This window comes from Paenibacillus sp. SORGH_AS_0306, assembly GCF_030819345.1.
GTDB lineage: Bacteria > Bacillota > Bacilli > Paenibacillales > Paenibacillaceae > Saccharibacillus > Saccharibacillus kyungheensis.
In genome coordinates this window covers 988,651-1,007,774 of sequence record NZ_JAUTBP010000001.1, presented here as the reverse complement: position 1 = coordinate 1,007,774, position 19,124 = coordinate 988,651, and the positions used below count along the sequence as shown (strand labels likewise).

Sequence of the window (19,124 nt, the reverse complement as noted above, 5' to 3'; positions counted from 1 at the left end):
TATATTAATCAGTTTCTAATATATCTTTGATTTGTATTAACAAATTATTCACTTCATCTTTATTATATATTTCGTTATCACTAGAGTAATTGTGCAATAGTGTATTTAACACTCTTTCTGGAACAACTAAGTTATCAAATTGCGTTTTTAATTCTTCTTCTTCTTTATACTCGATAATTATTTTTCTTGCTATAAAACGATTTTGGTGAATCTTGGCTATTTCAACTTCATTAAATTTATCTTCATCTGATTTAATATAATGAAGACCAACTACATAAATATCCCATAAAAATTTGGAAAGATGTATATCATCTGCTTGCATTTTATTGTCCATATTTTTCATTTCTTTTTCTATTTTTGTTCTTAATTGCGGAATAAGATAGACAGTTTCCATCAATTCTTCTAATGTCTTAATATCTACAATAATAATTATTTTATCTTGATTTAAATTACAAACAATCGCATCTTTTAGTTCTTCAAATTTATAAACATCTTTTAATGCCAATATTGCTTCTAGATTTTCCAATTTTATTCCTCCATCAGTTCTTTAATAAAAGGACACTGCCCTCTATATGATAATTCTAAACATTCAGTACATTTATAACGAAATGATTTATAAAGTTCTTGATACTTCACATTTTCTGGTATTTTACATATATCAATAACAGTATTATTAATAATATCAGAACTTAATTGACAAATTTTACTATCAGTATTAAAAATTATTATTTCTCCACCTATTGCTTTTGTTAGTTCTAAATTTTCTCGTGTATGATCAATAAAGCTAGTTAGCATTAATTTAGAACTTTTTCTTTTAGAACTTGCTGATGGAACAGCACGTAAAGAAAAATTTAAATTTTCACCAATTTTTATGTTATTAAGATTTGGATAACTTATTATGCTTATCGGATGAATATTTTTTTTAGTTTTAGTCATCATTTCCGCCATAGATTGAAATAATTTTATTACTTCAAGTGGATAATTATTTTTATTATTCATAATAAATTTTTTCATAGTTGAATTCATACTAAATTGATCAATATGTGTATACAATTGTTCTTTCAGCTCAATTAATAAGCTCATTACATTATCAATAAGCTCTTCATGTCCATTTTCCTTTAAAACAATTTCATAACATCTGAGTTCTTCCTCAATCTCATCAATCATTTCTTTATATTCTAATTTTTCTAAATATTTAGTAGCAATTGTAGTATGATTTTCTATAATTTTTTTATAATCAGATACTTTTATAGTTCTTAATTTTGAATTTACAGTTGAATCAAAAAAAGCTTCTAATAACAAAAGTGTAATTTTATTCTTATCCAATTCTGTAAAGCTAGCATTATACTTTGATAGTTCATCACTAATAATTTTTTTCAAACTTTGAATTGATTCGTACTTTTCTATTTTTACAGTTGGAAATTCGAAATCAATTTGAGCAATAAAAGACTTTAATTTAGATTCAGTAAATTTTATATCTGGAATAATATAAAATAGATATTCTTCAGGATTAGAATGGCTAGACAAATATTTTAAAAGCTCTTTTTTGTATTTAAATTTTTTTAAGTTAGAATCAAATTTTTCTTTAAATTCCTTATATTTTCCTTCTTTCACAGGTTTTCTATCGACTGATTCGTAGATAAAACATTCTTTTATATAAGCTATATTTTCGTCGATACCTGTATTTGAGTTCCAATTTGTAAAAAAATCAAAATCCTTCTCGCTTATAGGAACATTACATAGAAATTTATACCTTTTTGAAGAATCAAATACTTGAGAATTTGAAAATAAATCATAAAAATTGTATATACTATGTGTAATTGCTTCTTTATATCTTGTAAAAGTAGAATCTTTATAAAATTTTGCTTCTATTACAATATCTTTCTCATTAATATTTGCTTCATTAAAAACTCTAATGTCAGCACCGTACTCAATAGCAACATAACTATCTTCTTTAGCGGGATTATTTAATAAAAGGCTAATCTCTTTGCATGCAATCAATACTTGATAATAAAATCCTGCTATAGAATGTTTAACATCTGTTGAAGTCATACCTATATCTCCATTTCAGATTAGTATATTTGAATCACAACTTTAGAACTATTATTTTGAAATTATACCATACATTTTTAGAATTATATAGAAAAAAAGGGATATAATTATTGCTATATTATGGATTACATACAAAATATAAACAAAAAATCCGCTAAACACGAAATGTGTCTAGCGGACTTTTATTTTATGGAGCCTAGGGGGATCGAACCCCTGACCTCATCGCTGCCAGCGATGCGCTCTCCCAGCTGAGCTAAGGCCCCATGGATATGAGATTACAACTATGTAAAGCAACAACTACATTAATTTATCACATCCGCATGTACCTCGTCAAGAAGCATCCTCTCACACTACTTCTCCCCTTATCTGCAACCTCAATTCATACTTGTAACACCACAGTCTGTGACAAGCGGGTGACAGTTGGGCGGAAGCGTTGACTTTGGTTCTGTGTGTATTGGTATAATGAAGTATAGTACTCAGAAAAGAGGCGAAATGCATTGAAATTTAATACCACTTATGCCAAAGCAGGATTGGGATTACTCCTAATGTTGGTTTTTTTGACGGCTTGCGGACAGCCTAAAGAAACGCGTGCCGATATTTTCAATCCAAACGGGATCAAAACGATGCCGATCAATGATTCTTTTGGAACCGTTAGTATTCCTGTATCTCCAAAGCGTATTGCAGTCACTAGCCAGTATGCACTGGATTATCTGAATGCGATTGATGTGAATGTGGCACTGGCTCCTAAGCCGACAGAAAGCAATCCTTTTCCTATCTATATGACAGATGAAGAAAAGAACAATATTTCACTGATCGAAGGCGAAGGTACAGACATCAATCTATCTGCACTCAAAGGGCAAAAGCCTGATCTGATCTTTACCAATAATAGCGATCGTGCCGTATACGATGAATTGTCCAAAATTGCACCTACGATCTATATTGCGCAAATGAATGATTGGCGTAGTGAGCTGTATAACTATGGTACGATCGTTGATAAAGAAACCGCAGTAAAGCAGTTTTTGAATGCATTTCAGCAAGCAACCAATGCAAGCAAATCGAAGCTAACCCCGATTATTGGTACATCCACTGTAGCAGCGGCTTCGATGACCAAAGACGGTATGACATTATACAACAATGCCAAAAATGGTGTCGGTGAAGTGATGTATCAGGATATGGCACTGAAAGCTCCGGCTAATTTGCCAACAGATACAGTATCTGCTCCAGCCACAGTTGCACAATTGCAAAGTATCAATCCTGATTATCTGTTTATTTCGACAGGGGTTAAAAACGATACACCAGAAGCATTGACCAAACGCATGACAGCTACAGCAGATGGTGCTACATGGAATCAATTAACAGCCGTACAAAATGGGCATGTCTATATTGTAGATCCTTCCTTTTTCAATAATACCCCTCCTGCTAAAACGTATGTATTAGAAACGATTTTGAAAAAAGTACAAGGTAACTCTTAATCTAGTCAGTCTTCTGAATGATGATTTTATAACAAAATTGCTTATGTAAAAAACAACGGTGAATCAGCGTCCCTTTTGATAGATATCGGGAACAGCTTATATGATTCATCGTTGTTTTTTGTTACATGCTAATTACGTTGATACAACAAGCAAAAAAACTTGTATTCACTTTTCAAATCCGATATAATCGTACTTACGGTGATTTATTCACCACTCCCACATTGACTTCTTAGACATACTTCATGATTAATGTGGAAGTTACATATTCGCGGTCATGGCGGAATTGGCAGACGCGCACGGTTCAGGTCCGTGTGGGCTTACCCCCGTGGAGGTTCGAGTCCTCTTGACCGCATCCCTATTGTTTACTAAGCTTGTCTCGTATATTGCGGGATGGGCTTTTTTATATTTCTATTGCTTTAAGATATTCAATGAATAGATGCTATATGGTTTCTTAATGATACAGGCATAGCTCCAAATTGTAGAACTTGTTCTATTTCATTGATATGCGCTGTACGACTTGCTCCGATCAGCATCGAATCAACTTGCGGATGTTCGATTGTCCACCAGAGCACTAACTGTACCAGCGTACATCCTACTTCTTCTGCTATTTGGCGGTACGTATCGACTTTGGCAAAGTTCTCGTTGGTAAAATAGTGCTTAATCCGTTCTTCTCCTTTAGCCAGGCGACTTTCTACAGGAATCTCTTGCAGTGATCTATACCGTCCTGCTAATATCCCTCTCGCTAATGGGCTGTAAATGATCTTGATGATACTCACTTGCTCACAGTAAGGAAATACTTCTTGTTCTACTGCACGAGCAAGCAAATTGAACTCAGATTGAATCGAAGCACATGCTGTCCAATGATGTGTATGACTGATCTCATAAGCAGAACGTAGCTGATCTACAGCAAAATTGGAATAACCAATCGCTCTAACTTTACCTTGTTGCACTAGATCATGTAATACAAATAACGTTTCTTCCAGTGGAGTATGAGGATCGAACTCATGTACTTGATACAGATCGATATAATCGGTTTGCAGACGTTGAAGCGAACGGTCGATCTGTTGTGTAATATGCTGGCGTGACAATCCTTCGTCCATCTTGCCCTCACCCATACGCATGCCTACTTTGGTCGCAAGTATAACCTGATCTCGTTTTCCTTTAAGACTATTTCCAATCATCTGCTCGCCTAATCCATCTCCGATATGATCGATATCTTGCCTTTTTCCATAAAAGTTAGCAGTGTCGATCAGAGTCATACCGATATCTAGACTATGATCTATAATACGTTGTGAAGCAGAAGCATCGATCCATCTTCCAAATGCCATCGTTCCCAGACCTACTTTGGATACTGGAATATTCGATTTACCTAATATCTGCTTATCCATTCAATTGTTCTCCTTAACCATCTGCGCCAATCCACTTCCAAATGACCAGTCTTCGAATTCAGTCTCGACCAATATAATAAATACATCTTCGATCCGAATACCCACTTGTTGTGCTAACGCTGTTGCTAACTGTTTATACAGATTTGTCTTCTTGACCACGCCTCGACCAGACTTCAAGGTAATCTGGATATATAATAATCCATCTGAGCGATCTCCTTGTAAATAGTGGCGATCATATACAAACTGCTCTGGCTGATGACTATGAAAGACTTGAAAACAATCATTCTCCGGTACATCGCAACAATCGATTAAAGCGGATAAAATAACCTGACTCATCTGTTGTAACTGTTCTGCATTATACTGATTATGCATATAACTTACTCTTGTAAATGGCATATCGCTGATCCTCCATACGATTGAATTGGTTGTTACTGATATAAGCTTTTGTGAATACTATGATTGTATCTATATTCTCTTTATTTATATAATAGATAATAATCATAAAGATCATTCGTTTTACCGATGAAGATATTAAAAGGAAAATGTACTAAGGAGGTGCATTATGGATTTAACAGAATTGATTGCTTTTCAGACCGTCATGCAAGAAGGTACTTTTGCCAGAGCAGCCGAAAAGCTGAATTATGCTCAATCTACAATTACTAACCAGATCAAACGATTAGAAAAAGAATTAGGATTGACTTTGTTTTATCGTAATTGGGAAGCGACCTTAACACCTGCCGGGCAACGATTTGCTGAACAGGTCGATCAATTAATCCATCACTGGCGTTATGTCGGTGATATAGCCAAGCAATTGAATGAAGAAGAAATAGGTACTTTACAGATTGGTGTCACAGAGACATGGGCAGATCGTTATTTGCCTGCTATTTTATATCAATTTCGGCAATATCGACCCAAAATCACTTGTGAAATTACAGTGGATAATTCGGCTTTTTTGCAAGAGTGTCTACAACAGGAGAAAATATCGTTAGCTTTATGCGCAGATTCGGAGTCGTCTCACGATTATGTATTTGAACCTTTACAACAAGAATCAATCTCGCTGATTATACCGGCTAATCATGTATTGGCGAATACCCAAGCAGTGACTATCGACGAGTTATTATCGCATTTGTTGATTATCGGACAATCGTCGTGCAAGTATCGCTTTCAGGTGGAAAAAGCTTTTAGAACGTATGAGCAAGAACCGTTATTTTACACAATCAATCAACTTTCTTTAATTCCGCTTTATGCTGAACAATTAAATGGGATCGGGATTGTACCGTCTTCTTTGAGTGTAGATGATACGTATACTGTTTTACCTTTTCCTTCTGTAGATCACCATTTGCAGATTGGCATTTTACAACCCCGGCGTATCAAATATAACAGCGGTATGCAGCAACTGTTTGTAGAAGAAGTTCGGAAGTATTTTAAAAATCTCCGTGAATAGTAAACTTCGATTCGATATGGATTCAATCATAAATAGTAGTCGCTCCCATACTTCTATAAAGAAATCGCCATGTATAAATATGGGATCACAAGAATATACAATATACCAAAAAGAGCACTCTACTTGTTATTGTAGAAGTGCTCTTTTTTTGAAATATACAATAGACGTTCATACCTTTATTAGCAATCTTAATGCGATCTAACAGGAATTAGCTATTTGAGCTATCGCTCTCGTCTTCTTTTGACAGCAGACCTTTGAGTTCTTTCATAAACATATTAATATCTTTAAATTGACGATATACCGAAGCAAAACGCACATAAGCTACTTCATCGACAGGATACAACTGTTCCATGACTAATTCGCCTACAGCACGACTTTCCACTTCTGCCATCGCTGTAGTATGTAGACTTTTTTCCACTTCAGAGACGATCATATCTAGTTGATCTACCGATACCGGACGTTTCTCACAAGCGCGAATCAGACCGCGCAGGATTTTGTCACGACTAAATTCTTCACGACTTCCATCTTTTTTGATCACAATTAGCGGTGTTTCTTCCACCATCTCGAACGTCGTAAAACGGCGATTGCAACTTTCACACTCACGTCTACGACGAATCGATTTATTATCATTGGCTGGACGGGAATCCAGCACCTTGGTTCCATTGTGACTGCAATATGGACATTTCATTGCTCACGTCACTTCCTTTCTCGCCAACCGTTCATTCGGACATCATTTCAGTTAAGTTCATGCATATATATTCAGGATGTGAGTAAATATGAGTTACAGAATCCAACATAGTGCTTGTTCGATCTAAAAGGCATCGTATAATTCAGTATACTGCTTATAATAATATAATACACGTTGGACATAATGTCTCGTTTCCCCGAAAGGAATATCTTTGACATCTTCTAATGTACCGTCCCATTTGCCGGAACTTAGCCATGATTTTACATTACCAGGGCCTGCATTGTAGGCAGCAATTACAGCGATTTTGTTACCGCCGAACTGACGATTAAGCTGTCTAAGATACCATGTACCAATCTGAATATTTGGATCGATTTCATGCTTGACCGTTTCCAGTGACATGTTATCCAAGTGTGCTTGCTCCATAATCCATTGCGCCGTATTCGGCATCAGTTGCATAATACCGAGTGCGCCTTTTTTGGATTCCATACTAGGCTTAAAGTTAGTCTCGACTCGAATAATAGAAGCGACTAGAAAAGGATCGACTTCATAAGCAGAAGCATGAGCACGAATCTCTTCTTTATACTCTATCGGATAAATCCATCCTAGCCAGCGACTATTGAAAAAAACCACAATCACAACAAGCACGAATAGCGGTAAAAGAAATCGTTTACGAACCAATTTCTTCATGAAAGACCTTTACTCTGCCAGAACTGTTCCAATTGAGCATACGTGTCCTCAAGGGTACCGCTATTATCAATTACAATGTCAGCCACTTTTTTCTTTTGCTCAATATCCATCTGAGCGTTAATCCGTTTCCAGGCTTGTTCTTCAGTAAGTCCATCACGTGAGATCAGACGCTGTAATTGAACAGGCTGAGGCACATATACGACCATAATCTGATCAAACGTATAGACCCCTTTGGCTTCCAACAACAGCGGAATATCTGCTACAACCAGTGTATCTGGATACTGTTGTTCTAATTCTACTGTACGTGTCTGAATCAATTCACGAATCGCTGGATGGGTAATATCTTCAAGCGACTTCCGTTCTTCGGGATGGGTGAAGATATGTTCCCCTAACTTTTTGCGATTCAGTGTTCCGTCTGCTTGCAACATGTCTGCGCCAAAGCGTTCTACCACTTGAGATAGCACAGGATGATTCGGCATCATCACTTCGCGCGCAATCAGATCCGCATCAATCAGCTTGGCTCCTTTGGATGATAACCATGCCGAGACAGAACTTTTACCTGTGGCGATTCCTCCGGTTAACCCGATATTCATGATATCACCTCAATGTTTCTGACGAGTAGGTAGCGGCTGACACACCGGACAAAAGTGTGTTCCTCTTCCGCCGACAACCGTCTTCTCGACAAGTGTTCCACATTCATAACAAGGTTCTGCTTTACGACCGTAAATACGTAGACTGTGCTGGAACATGCCCATTTCGCCTTGACCATTTACATAGGACTTGATCGACGAACCACCTGCTTCTACAGCATCCGCAAGTGTGGATACTATCGCTTCATGCAGACGGGTTAATTGTTCTGCTGACAATGTATTAGCAATCTGCTCTGGATGAATCCCCGAACGGAACAACGCTTCATCGACATAAATATTTCCGATCCCTACCACATACTTCTGATTGAGCAATACAGGCTTAATCATCGTACGGCGCTTGCTCATCATATGGATAAATTGCTCTGCTGTAAATTCCGGTGCAAGAGGTTCAAGCCCCAGATGCATCAGTGGCTTCGACTGCAAATCTTCATCTTTTTTGAACAAATGCATTGTGCCAAATTGACGCACATCTTTGTACCGAAGTTCAGTACCATCTGTAAAATGAAAAATCACATGAGTATGCTTCTCAACAGGTTCATCCTGAGTATAGACCCCATAGCGTCCTTCCATACGTAAATGAGAAACCAATACCAAATGATCCATTACAATACGCAAAAACTTCCCGCGACGCTCTACTTTCTCAATCGTATGCCCTTGAAGCTCTATCTCAAACTGCTTATGATCATCTGGCAATTGAACAATACGTGGTAAAGATACCGTAACATGATCAATCGTTTTGCCGGCAACCAAGGTGTTTAACGTGCGTCTAACTGTTTCTACTTCCGGCAATTCCGGCATAACCTTTCACCTTACCTTTAATATAATAAATTTATGAGTTTTAAAGTCATCACACTGCATCGTTATACGAATAATTAAAAGATAATGAAAGCAAAACAAATCACTCTCAAATAAGTAATCATAAAACACTTTAATAAGTGAAATTATAACTAGTAGAACTAATATGAATTTGAGAAAATGATACCCATACATCACTAAATAATAACTTAAAGTCACATGTCAAAATTACTTATCTCAAAAACACAAACCTCAAATTTTTCCCCAAACAAAAATATTCAGCGAGCTGAATATCACTGCTCTCAAACTGCTGCACCCTCCACCAGCGCAGCGACGTGGATGCTCTTCTCCATGCTCGGAGTGGAGGTCAAAGAAATGATCCGATAGAAGCGAAGCGTTCGCCTTTAAAGATTGGATATGACTGCTACAGCAGTGATTCAAGTATCCAATCTTTAACAGCGATCGTAAGGATCATCTCTTTGACGGAACGAATCACCATTCCACCTCCAAGCATCCCTCGCTTCTCTACCCTTTTAATTATAGACTATTTACTTCGCTTCATACCAGTTCGCACCATAGCTTACTTCAGCTTTGAGAGGAACCGATAAAGACAATGCTTTTTCCATCACTTCTGGTACCAATGTCTTCATTTGTTCTAGCTCATCAGCAGGGACTTCAAATACCAATTCATCATGTACTTGAAGAAGCATACGGCTGTTTAACTTATGGTCTTTGAGCGCTTGATCCATATGCACCATCGCTAATTTGATAATATCTGCGGCTGTACCTTGAATCGGTGTATTCATCGCTGTACGATTTGCAAAAGAGCGCAGATTAAAGTTAGACGAGTTGATATCCGGTAGATAACGACGACGTTCTAGCATCGTTTTAACGAATCCATCTTTTTTCGCTTCCACTACGATATCATCCATATAACGGCTAACGCCTTTGAATACTTCTAGATATTGATTGATAAAGTCGCCCGCTTCTTTACGAGTAATGCCTAGATTTTGAGATAATCCATAATCACTGATTCCGTAGACAATACCGAAGTTAACCGCTTTGGCAGAACGACGCATATCGCCATCGACTTGCTCTTTGGTCACGCCGAATACATCCATCGCTGTTTTGGTATGAATATCCATATCATGCAAAAAGGCATCTTTCAAACCTGGATCATCTGCCATATGAGCAAGTACACGCAGTTCGATCTGAGAATAATCGGATGATAAAATACTCCAACCACTTTCAGATGGCACAAATACTTTACGTAATTTACGTCCTTCTTCCAGACGAATCGGAATATTTTGCAGATTCGGAAACTGACTGGATAAGCGACCTGTTGCTGTAATCGTCTGACGGAAGAACGTATGCACTTTGCCAGATTTGGGATGAACTTCTTTTAGCAATCCTTCTACATAAGTGGATTGCAATTTAGCAAGCTGACGATACACAAGAATCAACTGCACGATATCATGATAAGGTGCTAATTTTTCCAGTACATCGGCACTGGTTGAATAGCCTGTTTTGGTTTTTTTCTCTACAGGTAGACCTAGACGATCGAATAGAATCTCACCTAATTGCTTCGGTGAATTCAGATTAAATTCTACACCAGCCATCCCATGAATCTCTGTCACTAATAGATTAATCTTTTGTTCGAACTCTTTGCCTAGTTCACGCAATTCGTCTGTATTTACAGCAACACCTTGTTTCTCCATATCCGCTAAAATACGGGACAATGGCATTTCCAGATCATTAAATAAGCTGGTCATTTCATTTTGTTCCAATTGTTCACGTTGTAATGGAACCAATTCACGAATCGCTGCTGTTTTGCGTGCAAGATGATGACTCAATACGTCTTCTTCAGGCACTTTATATTTAGCCCCTTTACCAAACACCGTCTCGTCTTCTGGCATATGAGGTAGACCATATTTGGCTCCAAGAGCATTTAAGCTTTGTCCTGATTCTGTAGGATCAAGCAAGTAGGCTGCAATCTGCACATCAAAAGAAGCACCTGCAAAAGGAATATCGCTCCAGTACAATACAAGATCTGCGCGATGTAGATCATGTCCATGCTTCGGAATCGATTCATCGGCTAACCATGCACGTACACCTGCTGCACGCTCACTAAGCAACGTCTCAGGCGTCATAAAGTAATACTGATCTGGCGCTGACAATACAATACCGACCAGTTCAGCATGATGCGGATTATCTCCATGACTTTCGATATGCAATACTTCGACAGTATTCAGTACTTTTTCCAATGCAGGAAGCTGTTCTTCGCCTACAATAGTTACTTCTAGCTCAGAAGCTTCTACTTGAGCAGGATCATGCAGATCTTCTCCATCAATATCAGACAGATTGAGGCGCTGAATAATCGAATTAAATTCTAATTTACGCAAAGCTACAATTGATGTTACCGGATTGAATCCATCATATTTCATACTTTCCCATGTTGCATCAAAAGGAACATCACGGAAAATAGTCGCTAACTCTTTACTCATCCGAGCATCATCGGCATGTGCTTCTACTTTTTCTTTCATTTTGCCTTTAAGTTGATCGGTGTTCGCTAAGACTTCTTCTACACTGCCAAATTGATGTAACAATTTGAGTGCTGTTTTTTCACCGACACCTGGAATACCCGGGATATTATCAGATGTATCACCCATCAATCCTTTTAGATCGATAATTTGAGCAGGTGTTAAGCCGTAACGTTCTTCGATTTCTGCTGGGCCGTAAGGTTCAATATCACTTACACCTTTGCGAGTGAGTGCAATTTTGACGTGATCTGAAGCCAGTTGTAGCATATCTTTATCACCACTGACGATCAGCACATTACGTCCTTTTTCTTCAGCCGTACGGGATAATGTACCAATAATATCATCAGCTTCATACGTATCTAATTCAAAGTACGTAATACCAAGACCGGTCAATAATTCTTTAAGCAATGGAAATTGCTCGGATAGTTCTGGTGGTGTTTTTTGACGTCCACCTTTGTAATCTCCATAAGTCGTATGACGGAACGTGATTTTACCTGCATCAAAAGCAACCATCACATGTGTTGGTTTTTCTTCTTCCAGCAAGCGAATCAACATATTGGTAAATCCATAGACTGCATTAGTATGCTGTCCACTTTTGGTTGTCATCGGTTGTTGCATCGCAAAAAAAGCACGATAAATAATACTATTTCCATCTATTAAAAGAAACTTTTCCATAGAACCTCCTGTAATTAGAACATCTCTATATTTAACCATGTACTGGTTGATGATTAGGATTAAGATTTGCTCTTTCTATGATACCACAAGCCCTTCTAATCAAAAAATAAAAGCACCGGATTTGTGTCCGATGCTTTGGGATTGCTTTATAATATAACCTATTTGTACATTAACGATTAAGATCAGGACGTACGCCTGTCACAAGGTAGACGACACTTTCGCCAATATTGGTGGCATGATCTCCGATACGTTCGATATAACGTCCTGTCAGATTCAGCAACATCACTTGTGGGCCGTCTACAGCATGATCGATCATATAGTTATGCAGTTCACGAATCATTCCACTATACATATGATCCACTTGGTCATCGTCTACACCGACTTTATAAGCCAGATCTGTATTTTCATCCAGATACGATTGGATCGATTCTTTGGTCATTTGTCCTACGATATCTGCCATACGCGGAATATCTACTAATGGCTGAATCAATGTAGAATCTTGTAGACGCAACGTTACTTTAGCGATATCGAGAGCCAGATCACCCATACGCTCTAGATCACTAGAGATTTTGAAAGCTACAATAATACGACGTAAATCTTTGGCTACCGGTTGTTGTGTTACGATCAGGCGTGAACCGATTTCCATTACTTTCTCTTCTAATTCATTTAACTTATAATCATTACCAATAATTATTTTTGCCTGTTCGATATCAAGGCGTTGTAGTGATAGCACAGCTTCTTCCAAAGCATGTACTACATGATCTCCCATAGCAGTGAGCAACTGACGTAGCTCTCCTAGACTTTGGTCGAATTCTTTCCGGTTGGGCATGAACAAGTCCTCCTTGGTGTAGGTATTAGCCGAATCTTCCCGAAATATAATCTTCTGTTCGAGAGTCCGTAGGGTTGGAGAACATCTCCGGTGTATCGGATGATTCCACAATTTCTCCATTTAAGAAAAATGCAGTCTGATCTGAAATACGCGCTGCCTGATGCATATTGTGTGTTACCATCACAATCGTATAATCTTTTTTGAGCTCACGCGTTAATTCTTCAATCTTCAATGTAGAGATTGGATCAAGTGCTGAAGTGGCTTCATCCATAAGTAGAATATCCGGTTGACCTGCTAGGGCACGCGCAATACATAGGCGTTGCTGTTGTCCACCGGATAAGCTAAGTGCAGAACGTTTGAGATAGTCTTTCACTTCTTCCCACAACGCAGACTGACGCAAGCTTGTTTCTACGATCTCATCTAGATCTTTTTTGGAAGTAACCCCATGTAGACGTGGACCATAAGCTACATTTTCGTAGATGGACTTGGGAAAAGGATTCGGTTGTTGAAATACCATACCTACTTGTTGACGCAAATTTTCGACTTCTACATTTTCTCCGTAAATATTAGAACCGCTGATCTCCACTACGCCTTCGATGCGTGTGCCTGGAATCATATCGTTCATGCGATTCAATGTACGAAGCAATGTTGATTTACCACAACCGGAAGGGCCGATAAAAGCAGTAATCGCTTTTTCTTTAATATCCAAATTAATATGTTTAAGAGCCTGATGTTTCTCATAATACAGGTTCAATTGTTCAATACGTATAATCGCTGACACAAGGTACACTCCCCTGATTTTCAATTCATTTTCGGTGACAAATGTTTTTTACATCTATTCATCATAAATCATATTTGTAAATCCCATCAGTTCGAATTGTAAACGGAATGTAAAAAATGTAAGCCTGATAAATTAACGCTGTAAAGCTTGCGCAACGATACTGGTCAAATGATCCGCTTGATCAGCGGATTGCATCAATTGTTCTGCATTTTGAGAAGCTTGTTCTGCTTCGACTGTCATTTTGCCAAATAATTGATTCGCTTGCTGAATATAGATCATACTTTGATCCATCACTGTCTCGGTCGTATGAGTGGACGAAGCAGATTGCCCAATCATTTCACCAAGTCCGGTAAGTAATCGATTTACATCTGTAGAAAGAGTCGTAATATGCGAAGATAATTTGCGCATTTCTTCTGCGACGACAGCGAATCCTTGTCCTGCCGCTTTAGCCCGTGCTGCTTCTATCGAAGCATTAAGCGCAAGCATATTACTCTGACCTGCAAGATCAGTTACCGTATGCACGACTTTACTTGCTTGTCCTGTGTAATCAAGCATCTGTTCTGCGAGTGTACGCTGACGCACTACTAACTGTTGTACTTGCTGAAATTGTTGATGGGCTTGATTGAGATCGTGTTGCCCGGATATCGTCTGTTGCTTCATCAGATGAAGCTCCTGATGACTGGCTTGAGCAGCTTGTTGTACCACTTTAACCGCATCTCCAATCTGCTCAACAAACTGACGTGTGTCGTGCAAAGAAGAAATCCGTCTTTGTTCTGTAGCTAATTGCAGATGATTAGACAGCTCCATAATATCGCGTATCGTCACTATGCCTGCTAATCGTTCTTGATCTATTAATACAACACATTCATAAAAAGAATCGCCTTCACGAGCTAGCGCAGCATCGACCACAATCGAAGCTTCTGTATCGATATCCATCACTAACATATTAGACTGACTAAACATCACTGTAGAACGAGTGTCATACAATTCACTGGCGAATCGGCTTGCCATATGTCGATAAAATTGTTCACGCATAATCAGACCTTCTGGGCGCTCCTGTTCATCACACAACACAATACAAGGAAGATGAGTCTGGCGCTTGAACCGAACAAAAGTGTCCCGGCATGTTTCTTGAGCACGAATAGCAGGCACTGTTATTACATAATGACGTAGACGAAGTTCTTTTGCGTCTGTGTGCATATGGGATTCTACCTCTGTTGCTATTATCTGATCTACAGGTTCTATAATCGCTTGCTTATTTTCTTTCTCTATATCAACCGGCTGCATGATTTCAGGTTCACGTATCAGCATGTCTAACATGATTGATGACCTCTCCTAACGAATTAATATAGTCTTTAAGACTCATAGACTAAGACTAAAGGATCAATGTAAAAATTAATCCTTTAAAATACGCTAAGTATGTAAAAAACGCTCGACACTCCATATTAAATGGAATGTTGAGCGCTTGTTTTTTTGCGTACTACTAATTTATAACCAACCCCACGAATCGAATCGATATGTACCGATTCAGGATCAAGTTCTAATTTTTTACGTAAAGAGCTGACATGTACATCGACAGTACGTTGACCACCAATATAATCGAATCCCCATACTGCGTTCATCAGATCATCCCTTGTCATCACTACTCCTGGTTTGCGTGCCAGATAGAGCAAGACTTCAAATTCTTTCGGACGCAGTGTAATCTGTTGTGTACCGAGGGTCACTTCGTATTTATCAGGATAGATCGTTAAATCCCCCAGTTCAATACGACTCTCATGCGATAACTCTTCTTCAGGTTGATCTTCTCTACCTGTTGCACGGCGTAATACAGCAGCTACACGTGCTAATAGTTCAGATACACCGAATGGCTTCGTAATGTAGTCATCGGCTCCTGCTTTGAGTCCTTCTACCACTTCTTCTTCTGCATTTTTGGCTGTCAAAATGACTACAGGTGTACGAACCCCTGAACTGCGCAATTTACGCAAAATATCTAATCCCGCCATGCCCGGCAACATCAGATCAAGCAAAATCAATTCAAACGGTTCACTTTGCGCACGATCCAATCCTGCACTTCCATGATCTTCTACAGTGACTTCATATCCTTCTTGTGTCAAATTGTAAGACAACAATCGAGATAACGTTGATTCATCTTCTATGACCAGTAATCGTTTAGCCATGATAACCTCCCACAAGGGTTCGCATTTCATACATCAATGTCAGCATATCACTCTTATGTTAACCCTGTGTAAAATGATGTAATAAAATATCAAATATCTGGTTCATCCTCTTGTAACAACGGCAAATTGACTGTAAATGTTGTTCCAATATTAACTTCACTTTCCACAGTTACCGTCCCGCGATGTAAATCAACAAGATGCTTAACAATCGATAATCCTAGACCCGTACCCCCTGAACTGCGTGAACGGGCTTTGTCTACTCGATAAAAACGTTCAAATATACGTGGTAAATCTTTTTTGGGAATACCCATACCTGTATCTCTTACATGGAAAAGAATACGCTCTTCTCCGTTCTCAGAACCTTTTTCCTCGACTGTTAATCTAACTTTACCACCATCTTGAGTATAGTTTACCGCATTAGAGATCAAATTGACAAAAATCTGCCGTAATCGATCTTCATCGGCTTCCATAAACATTTCTTCCGGCACATTCATATCTACTGTAATATTCTTTTTGGCAGCCGAAGAATTCAACATTTCCCGGATCGTATCAAAAAAAGGCTGTAAATGAATCGGTGAGAAGTTTAGTGGCGAACGCTTGGATTCAATTTTGGATAATTCCAGAATATCTCCGATCAGACGGTTCAACCGTTCACTTTCATCATAAATAATTTGTAAAAAGGCACGCGATGTCTGTTCATCCTGTACACCGCCACCTAATAATGTTTCGGCAAATCCTTTTACAGCAGCAATAGGGGTTTTCAATTCATGCGATACATTCGCTACAAATTCGCTACGCATTTTTTCCAAGCGACGAATATTGGAAATATCCTGAATCAAGAACAACATCCCTCTGTACGTATCATCATCTTCAAACATCGGTACACCATCGATCTGAATCAAGCGTGGCTCTGGATCATACAATGTCTGTTCATCATGAATACGCTCTTTGCGTCGCAATCCTTCACCTAGTAGCTTGGTCAATTCATAATGACGTTTTAACTCATGATAAGACTTACCGGTTAGACGCTTAGAACTGACTCCTAACACTTCTTCAGCGAACCGATTCACCAAGTGCTACATTTCCTAATGAATTGACCATCAACATACCGCCAGTCATATTAGCCAGTACACTTTGTAGCAGGTCTTCGTTATCGCGAATAATTTTGAGTTGTTTTTCCAGACTATCTGCCATATTATCAATCGCTTTACCTAATTCACCAATTTCATCACGCCGTTCTAAGCGTACACGTGCGCCGTAATCCAGACGAGAAATACGATTGGCAACTACAGTGATATGTTCTAGTGGCTTGGTTAACCCAGATGCTACCCGATAACTTACCACAGCAGCAACTAGAAATAAGATCAGTAAGCTGATACCCATAACTGTCCAGGCGTTGCGTACCCCTACTTCTACCGCTTCCAGACTCATTGATAATCGAATATATCCATCAAACAGATTGCCTGCTTTTACAGGAGCTGCAATGTATAACATATTTTTGTCCAGTGTCGCACTATAACGAATCGCACTACCGACCCCACCCGCAGCAGCCGCGCGAATTTCTTCACGATCCATATGATTGTTCATCGTATGTGGATCACTTTCAGAATCGCCAATAACAGTTCCATCTTTTTCGATAAAAGTCACTCGTGAATCGGTTAAATTCCCTATCTGATGGGCTTCTTGCGAATAATATTGAAATACATCTTCAGAAGGCTGACCGTCTGTTCCTGTTGCTTTAAAATCAAATGTGGTTTCTAACAAACGGATCTCACGCACCATATTGTCTTCAAGTGTGGCAATATGTGAGCTTTTGAATATTTGTCCCATTGTGAGTGCTGCTGCTAGACCAAGTACACCAAGCAGTATCATCAGAATCAATGTCAGACGAATGCGAAAAGGCTTCATGCATCTCTTCCTTTACGATAATTTGAAATACGCATAAAAATAGAATATTGGAGGGTAGCCATTGGTTGTTGTAACATAATTCCTAGCACGACCGGAACCGCAGTCTGAGGGCTAAAATAAGCCATCGCAATCACCATTCCGACCGAGATATTACGCATCCCTGAAGCATAGGCTAGTGTAACAGGCAAAGTCTGCCCTTCTCCTTTGCGACGAAGTATAGCAGAAGCCACATAACCCAGTCCATAGCATAACGCAACCAGGAGCAATACAGACGGTACGACTAACAACAGATCCCGACGCAACGTTTGCAATTGAGGCGCAATAGCAGCCGCATTTAATAATACAACACCTGCAAAACATAACTTCGCTAATGGTTGAGTGATTGGAGCAGACCAATCTCTGAACTTGCCACCGGATATCTCGTACACGACCATACCTGCAAATGTAGGCAATACGATCAGTAACAATAAATCTTTGAACATATGTAAAGTATCGAACTGTATATCTGCACCGAAAAAGACCTCGATTAACAGGGGCACGACGAAAGGGCTAATGGCTGAATCTACGATTACTAGCGTCAATGCTAACGCTACATTACCGAAAGACATTCCTACCCATAATACAGAGGATACGCCTAATGGAATCGCTGCAAATAGCACCAGCCCTACTGTATATGGTGAATCGCTACCAAATAGCAGCAATCCCAGTCCATATGCGATAAGTGGTGCAGCCACATGGGCTAGCAAAAGAGTAACAATAATCGGTGCAGGTCTGGTCAATACGCCTTTTAAATGATGTCTTCCACAACCAAGTCCCATCACAAATGTAACATAAGCAAATAAGCCTGGAATCCAACCGACAAAAGGTAATAATGGCTTGGATATAAAGAATCCCAGAACCAGTGTACATGGAATAATCAAAAACATATACTTTTCAAACAAACGAGTAAATGTAGCTGCGTGTTCTCTCATTATGTAGTCATCATCTCCAAAAGGTAACATATTTCTGTGGTATATATCACTTATCATAACAAGTATT

16 protein-coding genes, 2 tRNA genes and 1 pseudogene are annotated in these 19,124 nt (G+C 38.8%); 3 read left to right on the top strand and 16 right to left on the bottom strand.

Annotation, left to right across the window (positions count from 1 at the left end):
* Nucleotides 1-4: 4 nt before the first annotated feature.
* From QE450_RS04450 to QE450_RS04440, 3 genes are all read right to left on the bottom strand, one after another.
* Nucleotides 5-526, bottom strand: coding sequence for an ABC-three component system middle component 1 (locus QE450_RS04450; RefSeq protein WP_274170474.1), 522 nt, complete (start codon nucleotides 524-526; stop codon nucleotides 5-7).
* 2 nt (nucleotides 527-528) lie between these two features.
* On the bottom strand, nucleotides 529-2,052 hold the full coding sequence (locus QE450_RS04445) for a hypothetical protein (RefSeq protein WP_274170475.1): 1,524 nt from the start codon (nucleotides 2,050-2,052) through the stop codon (nucleotides 529-531).
* Between the two features lie 190 nt (nucleotides 2,053-2,242).
* A tRNA-Ala gene (locus tag QE450_RS04440) sits at nucleotides 2,243-2,315 on the bottom strand.
* 234 nt (nucleotides 2,316-2,549) lie between these two features.
* Between QE450_RS04440 and QE450_RS04435 the strand changes: the two genes are divergently transcribed.
* Nucleotides 2,550-3,524 (top strand): ABC transporter substrate-binding protein, encoded by a 975-nt coding sequence (locus QE450_RS04435; protein WP_307297290.1) that lies wholly within the window; start codon nucleotides 2,550-2,552, stop codon nucleotides 3,522-3,524.
* A 268-nt stretch (nucleotides 3,525-3,792) separates the two neighbouring features.
* Nucleotides 3,793-3,876: transfer RNA gene (locus tag QE450_RS04430), tRNA-Leu, on the top strand.
* A 73-nt stretch (nucleotides 3,877-3,949) separates the two neighbouring features.
* Here the strand turns inward: QE450_RS04430 and QE450_RS04425 are convergent.
* The gene (locus QE450_RS04425; RefSeq protein ID WP_307297287.1) at nucleotides 3,950-4,912 is read right to left on the bottom strand and encodes an aldo/keto reductase; all 963 of its coding nucleotides are present in this window, start codon (nucleotides 4,910-4,912) and stop codon (nucleotides 3,950-3,952) included.
* Nucleotides 4,913-5,308 (bottom strand): tautomerase family protein, encoded by a 396-nt coding sequence (locus QE450_RS04420; RefSeq protein WP_301261480.1) that lies wholly within the window; start codon nucleotides 5,306-5,308, stop codon nucleotides 4,913-4,915.
* Between the two features lie 166 nt (nucleotides 5,309-5,474).
* Between QE450_RS04420 and QE450_RS04415 the strand changes: the two genes are divergently transcribed.
* Nucleotides 5,475-6,356, top strand: coding sequence for a LysR family transcriptional regulator (locus QE450_RS04415; RefSeq protein WP_307297283.1), 882 nt, complete (start codon nucleotides 5,475-5,477; stop codon nucleotides 6,354-6,356).
* A 208-nt stretch (nucleotides 6,357-6,564) separates the two neighbouring features.
* Here QE450_RS04415 and nrdR read toward each other — a convergent pair whose 3' ends face one another.
* From nrdR to QE450_RS04360, 11 genes and pseudogenes are all read right to left on the bottom strand, one after another.
* Complete coding sequence (gene nrdR, locus QE450_RS04410) at nucleotides 6,565-7,044, bottom strand: transcriptional regulator NrdR (RefSeq protein ID WP_204824817.1); 480 nt, start codon at nucleotides 7,042-7,044, stop codon at nucleotides 6,565-6,567.
* A gap of 123 nt (nucleotides 7,045-7,167) precedes the next feature.
* A complete protein-coding gene (locus QE450_RS04405; protein WP_273615540.1) occupies nucleotides 7,168-7,731 on the bottom strand; it encodes a lytic transglycosylase domain-containing protein in 564 nt (187 codons plus the stop codon).
* Entirely contained in the window at nucleotides 7,728-8,324 is a 597-nt protein-coding gene (gene coaE / locus QE450_RS04400; RefSeq protein WP_273615539.1) for a dephospho-CoA kinase, read from the bottom strand. The genes QE450_RS04405 and coaE overlap by 4 nt, the downstream gene beginning before the upstream one ends.
* A gap of 9 nt (nucleotides 8,325-8,333) precedes the next feature.
* Nucleotides 8,334-9,179, bottom strand: a complete 846-nt coding sequence (mutM, locus tag QE450_RS04395; protein WP_273615538.1) for a DNA-formamidopyrimidine glycosylase — start codon at nucleotides 9,177-9,179, stop codon at nucleotides 8,334-8,336.
* Between the two features lie 545 nt (nucleotides 9,180-9,724).
* The gene (polA, locus tag QE450_RS04390) at nucleotides 9,725-12,391 is read right to left on the bottom strand and encodes a DNA polymerase I (protein ID WP_274170481.1); all 2,667 of its coding nucleotides are present in this window, start codon (nucleotides 12,389-12,391) and stop codon (nucleotides 9,725-9,727) included.
* A 169-nt stretch (nucleotides 12,392-12,560) separates the two neighbouring features.
* On the bottom strand, nucleotides 12,561-13,220 hold the full coding sequence (gene phoU, locus QE450_RS04385; RefSeq protein WP_273615536.1) for a phosphate signaling complex protein PhoU: 660 nt from the start codon (nucleotides 13,218-13,220) through the stop codon (nucleotides 12,561-12,563).
* A gap of 25 nt (nucleotides 13,221-13,245) precedes the next feature.
* Nucleotides 13,246-14,001 carry a phosphate ABC transporter ATP-binding protein PstB gene (gene pstB, locus QE450_RS04380; RefSeq protein ID WP_204824823.1) on the bottom strand — a complete coding sequence of 252 codons (756 nt, stop codon included), beginning with the start codon at nucleotides 13,999-14,001 and terminating at the stop codon, nucleotides 13,246-13,248.
* 132 nt (nucleotides 14,002-14,133) lie between these two features.
* Complete coding sequence (locus QE450_RS04375; RefSeq protein ID WP_307297273.1) at nucleotides 14,134-15,321, bottom strand: methyl-accepting chemotaxis protein; 1,188 nt, start codon at nucleotides 15,319-15,321, stop codon at nucleotides 14,134-14,136.
* Nucleotides 15,322-15,446: 125 nt separating this feature from the next.
* Nucleotides 15,447-16,178, bottom strand: coding sequence for a response regulator transcription factor (locus QE450_RS04370; RefSeq protein WP_204824825.1), 732 nt, complete (start codon nucleotides 16,176-16,178; stop codon nucleotides 15,447-15,449).
* A gap of 89 nt (nucleotides 16,179-16,267) precedes the next feature.
* Nucleotides 16,268-18,086 (bottom strand): annotated as a pseudogene (gene pnpS, locus QE450_RS04365) (two-component system histidine kinase PnpS).
* Nucleotides 18,083-19,057, bottom strand: a complete 975-nt coding sequence (locus tag QE450_RS04360) for a bile acid:sodium symporter family protein (RefSeq protein ID WP_273615533.1) — start codon at nucleotides 19,055-19,057, stop codon at nucleotides 18,083-18,085. Before QE450_RS04360 ends, pnpS begins: the two are co-directional and overlap by 4 nt.
* Between the last annotated feature and the right edge of the window lie 67 nt (nucleotides 19,058-19,124).